8 protein-coding genes are annotated in these 7,223 nt (G+C 49.2%); 5 read left to right on the top strand and 3 right to left on the bottom strand.

Features of this window, described 5'->3' with window-relative positions; genetic code table 11:
* Positions 1–99 precede the first annotated feature (99 nt).
* The 5 genes from DEF47_RS18060 (at position 100) to DEF47_RS18080 (ending at position 2,810) form a co-directional block, all read left to right on the top strand.
* Positions 100–576, top strand: a complete 477-nt coding sequence (locus DEF47_RS18060; RefSeq protein ID WP_012187760.1) for a hypothetical protein — start codon at positions 100–102, stop codon at positions 574–576.
* Between the two features lie 77 nt (positions 577–653).
* Positions 654–815: a hypothetical protein gene (locus DEF47_RS18065; RefSeq protein WP_287045273.1), complete on the top strand. Its 162-nt coding sequence runs from the start codon at positions 654–656 to the stop codon at positions 813–815.
* A 123-nt stretch (positions 816–938) separates the two neighbouring features.
* Complete coding sequence (locus DEF47_RS18070; protein ID WP_012187759.1) at positions 939–1,436, top strand: DinB family protein; 498 nt, start codon at positions 939–941, stop codon at positions 1,434–1,436.
* Positions 1,437–1,526: 90 nt separating this feature from the next.
* The gene (locus DEF47_RS18075; RefSeq protein WP_012187758.1) at positions 1,527–1,877 is read left to right on the top strand and encodes an ASCH domain-containing protein; all 351 of its coding nucleotides are present in this window, start codon (positions 1,527–1,529) and stop codon (positions 1,875–1,877) included.
* Between the two features lie 102 nt (positions 1,878–1,979).
* Complete coding sequence (locus tag DEF47_RS18080) at positions 1,980–2,810, top strand: DUF8758 domain-containing protein (RefSeq protein ID WP_012187757.1); 831 nt, start codon at positions 1,980–1,982, stop codon at positions 2,808–2,810.
* Position 2,811: 1 nt separating this feature from the next.
* Here the strand turns inward: DEF47_RS18080 and DEF47_RS18085 are convergent, their stop codons facing one another.
* From DEF47_RS18085 to DEF47_RS18095, 3 genes are all read right to left on the bottom strand, one after another.
* Complete coding sequence (locus DEF47_RS18085; protein ID WP_012187756.1) at positions 2,812–4,227, bottom strand: lipopolysaccharide biosynthesis protein; 1,416 nt, start codon at positions 4,225–4,227, stop codon at positions 2,812–2,814.
* Positions 4,224–7,055 (bottom strand): DUF4012 domain-containing protein, encoded by a 2,832-nt coding sequence (locus tag DEF47_RS18090; protein WP_041303810.1) that lies wholly within the window; start codon positions 7,053–7,055, stop codon positions 4,224–4,226. The genes DEF47_RS18085 and DEF47_RS18090 overlap by 4 nt, the downstream gene beginning before the upstream one ends.
* The coding region (locus tag DEF47_RS18095) for a hypothetical protein (protein ID WP_287045274.1) at positions 7,039–7,223 on the bottom strand (185 nt) is incomplete at its 5' end. The genes DEF47_RS18090 and DEF47_RS18095, both read right to left, overlap by 17 nt.

Raw genomic sequence — 7,223 nt, forward strand, 5'->3', positions numbered from 1 at the left:
TGGGTCTTGGGGCGGGGTGTTCTACCGCGTGCATATAAATAGTTTACAATACAGCATCATGCAAGGATCGTAATCATAGAGCTAGAATAGGAACGTGGAATGCAAGCAAAACATGTGCTAGACCGCTTTAACTTGTGGCTAGAACAATCGGATAAAGTGCTTGAATACCTTGCCATTGAAGATGCGATCAACCTTATGCTTGGATTCTATCGCGAAATTCGGATTGACGATTGTGATCTGGCCAATGATGGTGATATGTTGCTGTTTCAATGGGGGCTTGAACCAAACGGCTTGAACCCAAGCTTTCGCTATAATTTGACCCGCCATTTGGTGGTCGAAAAAACCTATGTCGATGATGACGGCGAATGGATCGACGATTCGGTCAAGCAGCTTTCGCTGACCTTTCGCTATATTTCCAATTTGAAATTAAATAGTTTAAATCACGGCAATCAGTGGTGTTTGCATCCTGAGGAGCTTGAGCAATTTGCACATTTGTTGCGCACTCATCCAGCCACTCTAGCAATCAAACATCTGCATGCGCAATCGATTGACCTCAGCTTTAAACACATTGAATAATTTGACAAGCAGATCAGCCATCGGCTATACTTGATTCTACAGTTTATTCCGACTAAATTGTTTTTATTGAGGCAGCGATGGTTGATCTGATTTTTGGGTGTTTGCAACTGGTGCTTGGTACTGGCCTGCTGATCGGCAGTGTTAAGCTGACACGCCATGCCAAACCACGCTCAGCGACCAGCCTCAAGCAACACATCATGCGCCAACAACTCCTCGCCCAACGCACCAAACTTCAATAATCACACTCCGCACCTCTCCACAACTCATGCTGCCAATTAAATCATGCTCAAGCATTGGCGTTGACACAAACCGCTATTTACAGTACATTCGTGCTAATCAATCTTTTGATCAGAGGAGATCATATGCACGGAGTTCTGTTCGATTCGTTTGAGCACAATCGCTGGGCAACCGCGTTGTTATTGCAAACATGTAGCGATCTTTCCGCAGAGCAACTCGCTACAACCGTGGTTGGTAGCTACGGCGATATCATCGCCACCTTCAATCATATCATCCGCGCCGATGCTCGCTATCTACAACACCTTTCAGGCAAAGCTCCTGATTGGCTGATCAATCGCGAAGAGACCAGCGATTTTGCCCGGCTACAGGTATGGGCTGAAGAGGCTGCCTCCAATTGGGCCGAATTCCTCACTATGCCATTCGATGCTGAGCAAATAGTGACCCTCGTCACAGGCGATTATGAAATTCATGGCGGAGCCTTGATTGCCCAAGCGCTGCATCATAGCAACATCCACCGCGAGCAAATTTGTGCAATTCTGACATCCTTGGGAATCGAGCCACCCGATCTTCAGCCATGGGCCTATGCCCATGAAACCGGACGAGGCCACAACCGAAGTACCTAATAATTACTGCTCACTTTTGCACAAGATTGAGATAGTATCTCGATATAATTTAAACTATACGAGATATTATTGGGTTACAAGGAGTGCTCAATGCCTGCCTACAATTTTAAAGAACGCTTTGCAACGGCAGTCGAGCAAGGCATCAAGCGCTCAACCATTCGGCCACGGCGGCGCAATCCCTCGCGACCAGGCGATCCGTTGTATATGTACACGGGCATGCGTACCCGTGCTTGTCGCAAATTAACCACCGCTACCTGTCGCCAAGTGCGCCCAATCATCATTGACAGCGATCAGGTCTGGCTCGATGGTGAGCAACTTTCTGCCGAGCAAATTCGCCAGCTCGCCCAAGGTGATGGCTTTAGCCGTGTTGCTGAATTTTTCGATTTCTTTCGCCAGCACTATGGCTTACCAACCGCCGAAATGGATTTGATTGAGTGGTAGAATCAAAAATGCCTTAGAAGTTCTAAGGCATTTTGTTTATATATTACCAATTATGGTATAGTTCTCATATAAAGTATTGCCTCAATTAATGGAGTTATATCGATGAAACAGCCTGATATACTTCCTAACACAAAAGTATTAATTTCGGTTAAAACATACCCCTTACCTTCTCACAAATATGATGAATTAGTATGCACTGCTGGATTTCTTGAAGATGGATCATGGATTAGAGTTTATCCAGTTCCATTTCGTGGACTACCTTATCATCAACAATATCAAAAATGGCATTGGGTTACTGTTGATTTAATAAAGAACACCCAAGACCATCGTCCAGAAAGCTATCGGCCAACTTCTCAATTAGATATTGGAGAAAACATTCCAACAACGAATAATTGGATTTTACGCAAACAGTATGCCTTGCGTAATGTTTATACTTCAATGACTGATCTATTAGGTGATTTAAAAACTAAGAATACTTCATTAGCTACAGTAAAGCCTAGTGAAATTATCGATTTTGTTATTGAGCCGACTGAGCGAGATTGGAAAGAGTCATGGCGTAATCAAATGCTACAATTTAGTTTATTTGATATGGATGATAAAGGGCAAGGTCGTGAGCGCAAAGTTATTCGCAAGCTCCCTTATAAATACTTTTATAAATTCCGAACGCATGGAGATCAAAATCCACGTAAACTAATGATCGAAGACTGGGAACTAGGTGCTTTATATTGGAATTGTCTAAAAACTTGTAATGGAGATGAAAATGAGGCTAATAAACTTGTACGCCAGAAATATTTCGATACCTTCGTACAGCAGAATGATATTCATCTATTTTTAGGCACAACCCTACAATATCATTTTGTAGCCCCTAACCCTTTTGTAATTATAGGAGTCTTTTATCCAAAAATTGAAACCCAAGGGCGAATGGAGTTGTAAGTTATCGTTTAAGTACTGAGAGCAGCATTTTGGGCTGACCCCAACGCCAAACGCAGCCCAACCACACGCCAACAATCAGCAATTTCAGCCCAATTAATGGCCAGCTCAAGGTCAATGGCAACCAACTAGCCAAGGCCACGCAGGCAATCGTCAGGCTCAGCCAACCGATCACCGCCTTACCATCAAAATCAATCGGATAGCGCTTTTGAGCCGCGCGATACACCAACCACGCCGCGATCAGTTGATCGCCTGCCGCCGCAATTGCCGCCCCAACCAAGCCCAGCCATGGCACAAGCACAATCGCTAAGCCAACATTTAACCCAGCGGTCAATAAACTGGTTTGGCCTAAAACAGCGGTCGCTTTGGTGATCGTCAGGCCGGTTGCCGCCACCGTCAACAAGCCAATCGCCATTAAATTCAGCGCATACCAACCAACCGCTGGCGCTGCGGGCAGATAATCGCCTGTGGTCAACAGTCGCAACAATTCAGGGGCAAATAAGCCTAAGCCAGTCGTGGCAGCACCCATCAACATCGTATAGCTGGTGAGATATTGGCGATAATTGGCGTTGGCGGTCGGCGTGCTAGCAATCGACAGGCTATAGGGCAACCAAGCCTGATTGGCAGCGCTAATCACAATCCATACGATAAAGCTAATTTTGGTTGCCGCTGCATACTGGCCAATTTGCTCCAACGAGCCAAAGTGCAGCAAAATCTGGCGATTGATCAAGGTCATCGCTACGAAATAGATCGAGCGTGGCAAAAAACCTAAACCTTTGCCCAACAACGTTTTTAGTAAGCGCCAATCAGGCCAGCCCAGTTGCCGACGCATTTGCAGGGTCAAGCCGAGCGCCAGCAAACTATCAACTAGCAGCATCGCCCCAAAATAGGCACTCAACCGCTGGCTACTCTGCAACATCCAGCCAATTGTCAGTAACGCGGTCGAGGCTACTCGCAGCACCGTCAGGCCAAATAAACGCAGTGCTTTGCTCTCTTGACGCAGGGTTGTGAACCACAAACCGATGATGCCGTTGGCGAGTTGCCCCCACAAACCAAGCCGCAAGGCCAAAATTGTTTGGGCATCGCTGCGTTGCAGCAATTGCCAGGCCAAATATGGCGCAAGCAAATGGCCAATCAATGCGATCAGCAAGCCCAAAAGTAGCCGTGCTACCCAGAGCGAGCCAACCAAACGTCGCCGCTCAATCGTGGCTTCATGAAAATACAGGGCTAAGGCAAAATCGCTACCGAGCGTCACCAACTCAATCGCAAACAAACCGACAAGGCTAATCAAATCGACGCTGCCATAGAGTTCAGGGCTAAGCAAGCGCGTGATCAAGGGCAGCAATAATGCCCCGATCATTTTGGTTGCCACCCCAGTTAGGGCATACAGCGCAGTATCTTTGAGTAGGCGACGGCTCACGGGCTAGCTTCCAGCAAACGTAAGCGCTCGGCCAAACCAGGGTGTTCAGGCTCAAGCTTGGCAGCATTGGCATAGGCTTCACGCGCAGCATCGAATAATTGCAATTCGCGCAAGGTATCGCCCAGCACCAAATAATAATCAGCCTGTGGATCAAGCGCAATCAGCGTTTCAAGTGAGGATTGAGCAGCCGACCAATCGCCAAGCGCCCGTTGTTGCAAGCCCAAATAATACCAAGCCAAACTATTGGTCGGCGAAATCGTGGTAACTTGCTGCCAATCGGCAATCGCCTGTTGCGGCAGATTTTGGCGCTCGTAGCTCTCGGCGCGGCGGCTGAGCCATTGGGCATCATTGGCAAATATGCCAATTGCTTGATTCGCCAATTGTTCGACGGCCTGCCAATCGGGCTGATCGTTGGCATAACGTCGCAGCCAATACCGCTCTTCCCATACTTCGCGATCACGCGGGTCGAGGGTCAAAAGCAGCTGATAATAGCGCTCAGCCTGCGCCAAATCGCCAGCCATACGTTGATCAAAGGCCAAGCGCTGCAAGGCCAAACGAGGATTTTCCAGCTGTTGCAAAGTGGTTTGAGCGGCCTGAGCATCGCCAAGCTGGAGTTGGAGCAAGGCCAAGGCCAAACGCGCCGCTTGACTAGTTGGCTCATGCTCCAAGGCAGTTTGATAGGCTTGCAGGGCTGTGGGCTGATCGTCATTCAATTCGGCGAGCCAGCCCGCCAAAAACGCCGCCCGACCAGAATTAGGCAGCAATGGCTGGAGTTGGCTCAAGAATTGGTTAGCAGTTCCTGGATCGTCTGTCCAACGCAGCGCCACCACCCAATCCAAAGCGCGATCAAGCGTGTTGCTGCTTTGCCAGAGGTCGAGCGCGACGCTGGTTTGGCCTTGTTGCCACAGTTGCCAAGCCTGCTCAGCTGATTGTTGTGGCTCGGGTGCTGGTGAATCGCTGGCTGACGCTTGAATTGTGCCAGCCTCAAACCGCAGTTGGCGATCGTGGCGCAACGAGCCATGCCATTGCGCTTGCAGATTGGCTTGATTGATGATTAAGGTGATCGGATGGCCCAAGGTTCCAGCCTGTTTGAACCACGTTAATTGATAAGGCTGGCTTTGAATATTTGGCAAATAGCGCAGGCGAATTGTGCGAGTTTGACCTGGGTAGAGCAGCATATACCAACCAACGCTGGTAAATTGGCCTTCCTGCGTGAGATCCGGCGGCGTGTCTGCACCATCCAAGCTCAAGGGAATCGCATTAATTGGCAAATAAGCACGAGCATAATCGCCATAACAGCCTGGAATACGTTGTTGCACTGCCAATTTAACGTTGTAGCAATAGCCATAAACCGCGTGTTTGCTCAAATCGGCTCGCCAATCGTCGTAGCGGTTGGTATACGTGATAGTGAGGGTGTTCGTCAGTGGTCGGGCTTGGGCATCAAGTTGCACCTCAAGCTGCATCCGTTGTTCAATAAAATTCTGGCCGTCGCTGTAGGATAGATCAGCATCAACTAAGGCCAAGACATCGTGTTCAAGCGCTGGCATCGTGCCAGCCCAACCATTCGCGAGCATCAAAGCTTGGCTTGGTTGATCGTTAAAATAGATACTGAGATGGCGTTGCTGCAAGGCTTGCTGCAAACTTGCGCCAATTCCCAGCCATTGGCTAAAACTGGCATGGCGGGCAGTTTCCAAGGTGCTGTTGAACAAGGCGGCCAAAAATTGTTTATCGCCAGTGACGCTGCGCCCATCGTACAGCCCGAAAATTTGCTCAAGGCTCTCAGCTTGGCTGATTTGGCCGTAACCTGCGATCTCCAACGGCGCTAAAACCTGAATCAAACCCTGTAAGGCATATAGATCGAGGGCGATAACTGCATCAACCTCAGGCTGTTGGTTTAATTGCCAAAATGTTTGCAAACTTTGAGCCGAGGTCGGCCAATCGGGCCACCAGTTGGCATCGCGGAGCGTCCAAATTGAGGCTCGTAAATAATCGTTGTAGGGCTTGGGCATGGCCGAGCCAGTCGGCGCAACTGCTGCAAAATCGGCACTATTGAAGTAGGCCATAGTGCGAATTTGGCCTTGCTCGATTGTAAGCGTCGCAATACTGCCAATAAAGCCGCCACTTGGCCGCAACTCCAACGGATTTTGACCAGCAATCAGCAAGCGTAGCGGCTTTTGCCAGCCCCAACCAGCCTCGACCAAGGGCCAAGCTTGTTCAAGCAAGCCAAGCGTAGTTTGGGCTGAGGTTAATTGCTGATCGAACTGGGCTAATTGGGTTTGATAGTTGCGAAAAAATGGTGCTGTTTGGATGTTGCTGGGCACAGTTTGCCAGGTTTGCTGCAATTGACTCAGCTCAGTTTGTAACTCAAGCCAATTTGGCGGGTTAGCACTCAGCCAATCAAGCAGCGCCTTGGTTCGTTGGTTGGCTGGTAAATCGAGTATAGCAATCAGCGGATTGAATTGTTGACAATAACCTTGGGCCAACTCTGCCCCTTGTTGCGCAGCATCACTGGCGGCGGGCAGCGCACCCAGCCAGGTATCGCTCTGGCGCAAAATGGGGTGTAACGGCAAACTCAATCGGCGCAGCCACACCATATTGCTGTGAGTTGAATCAAGTTCACTGCAAAACGCTTGGGCTTGGCTGCTTTGCAATGGTCGGGTTTGCATTAAGGTGTGTAGGCTTTGGCGTTGATCAGCGAGCTGATAGCTAAACCAAGCTATCAGCCCCAGCCACAACCCCAGCAAAGCCAGGCCAAACAGGAAAAAACGCCGCAAGCGGCGTTTCCCCAAACTTCGATTGGTTGTTGGTGGCTTACTTGCTGCGCTCATGGCTGGCCATCTCATAGGCGGCTTCCGAACGATCAAGCGCAGGATCATGCAGATCCAACGGGGCTGGCTCGCTCATACTCGGCACTGGCTGATGATCATCTTTGCGATTCCAAAAGCGGCGACCACGATTGGAAGTATGGTGTTGATCGTAGTAGTAGGTATAGTAAA

This window comes from Herpetosiphon sp. (assembly GCF_003512625.1).
GTDB classification, from domain to species: Bacteria; Chloroflexota; Chloroflexia; order Chloroflexales; family Herpetosiphonaceae; genus Herpetosiphon; species Herpetosiphon aurantiacus.

Bases quoted from the DNA above. Each gene is read 5' to 3' on its own strand.
- DEF47_RS18075 (WP_012187758.1), top strand. From the start codon at position 1,527: ATGCCTGCCTACAATTTTAAAGAACGCTTTGCAACGGCAGTCGAGCAA.
- DEF47_RS18070 (WP_012187759.1), top strand. From the start codon at position 939: ATGCACGGAGTTCTGTTCGATTCGTTTGAGCACAATCGCTGGGCAACC.
- DEF47_RS18065 (WP_287045273.1), top strand. From the start codon at position 654: ATGGTTGATCTGATTTTTGGGTGTTTGCAACTGGTGCTTGGTACTGGC.
- DEF47_RS18080 (WP_012187757.1), top strand. From the start codon at position 1,980: ATGAAACAGCCTGATATACTTCCTAACACAAAAGTATTAATTTCGGTT.
- DEF47_RS18090 (WP_041303810.1), bottom strand. From the start codon at position 7,055: ATGAGCGCAGCAAGTAAGCCACCAACAACCAATCGAAGTTTGGGGAAA.
- DEF47_RS18060 (WP_012187760.1), top strand. From the start codon at position 100: ATGCAAGCAAAACATGTGCTAGACCGCTTTAACTTGTGGCTAGAACAA.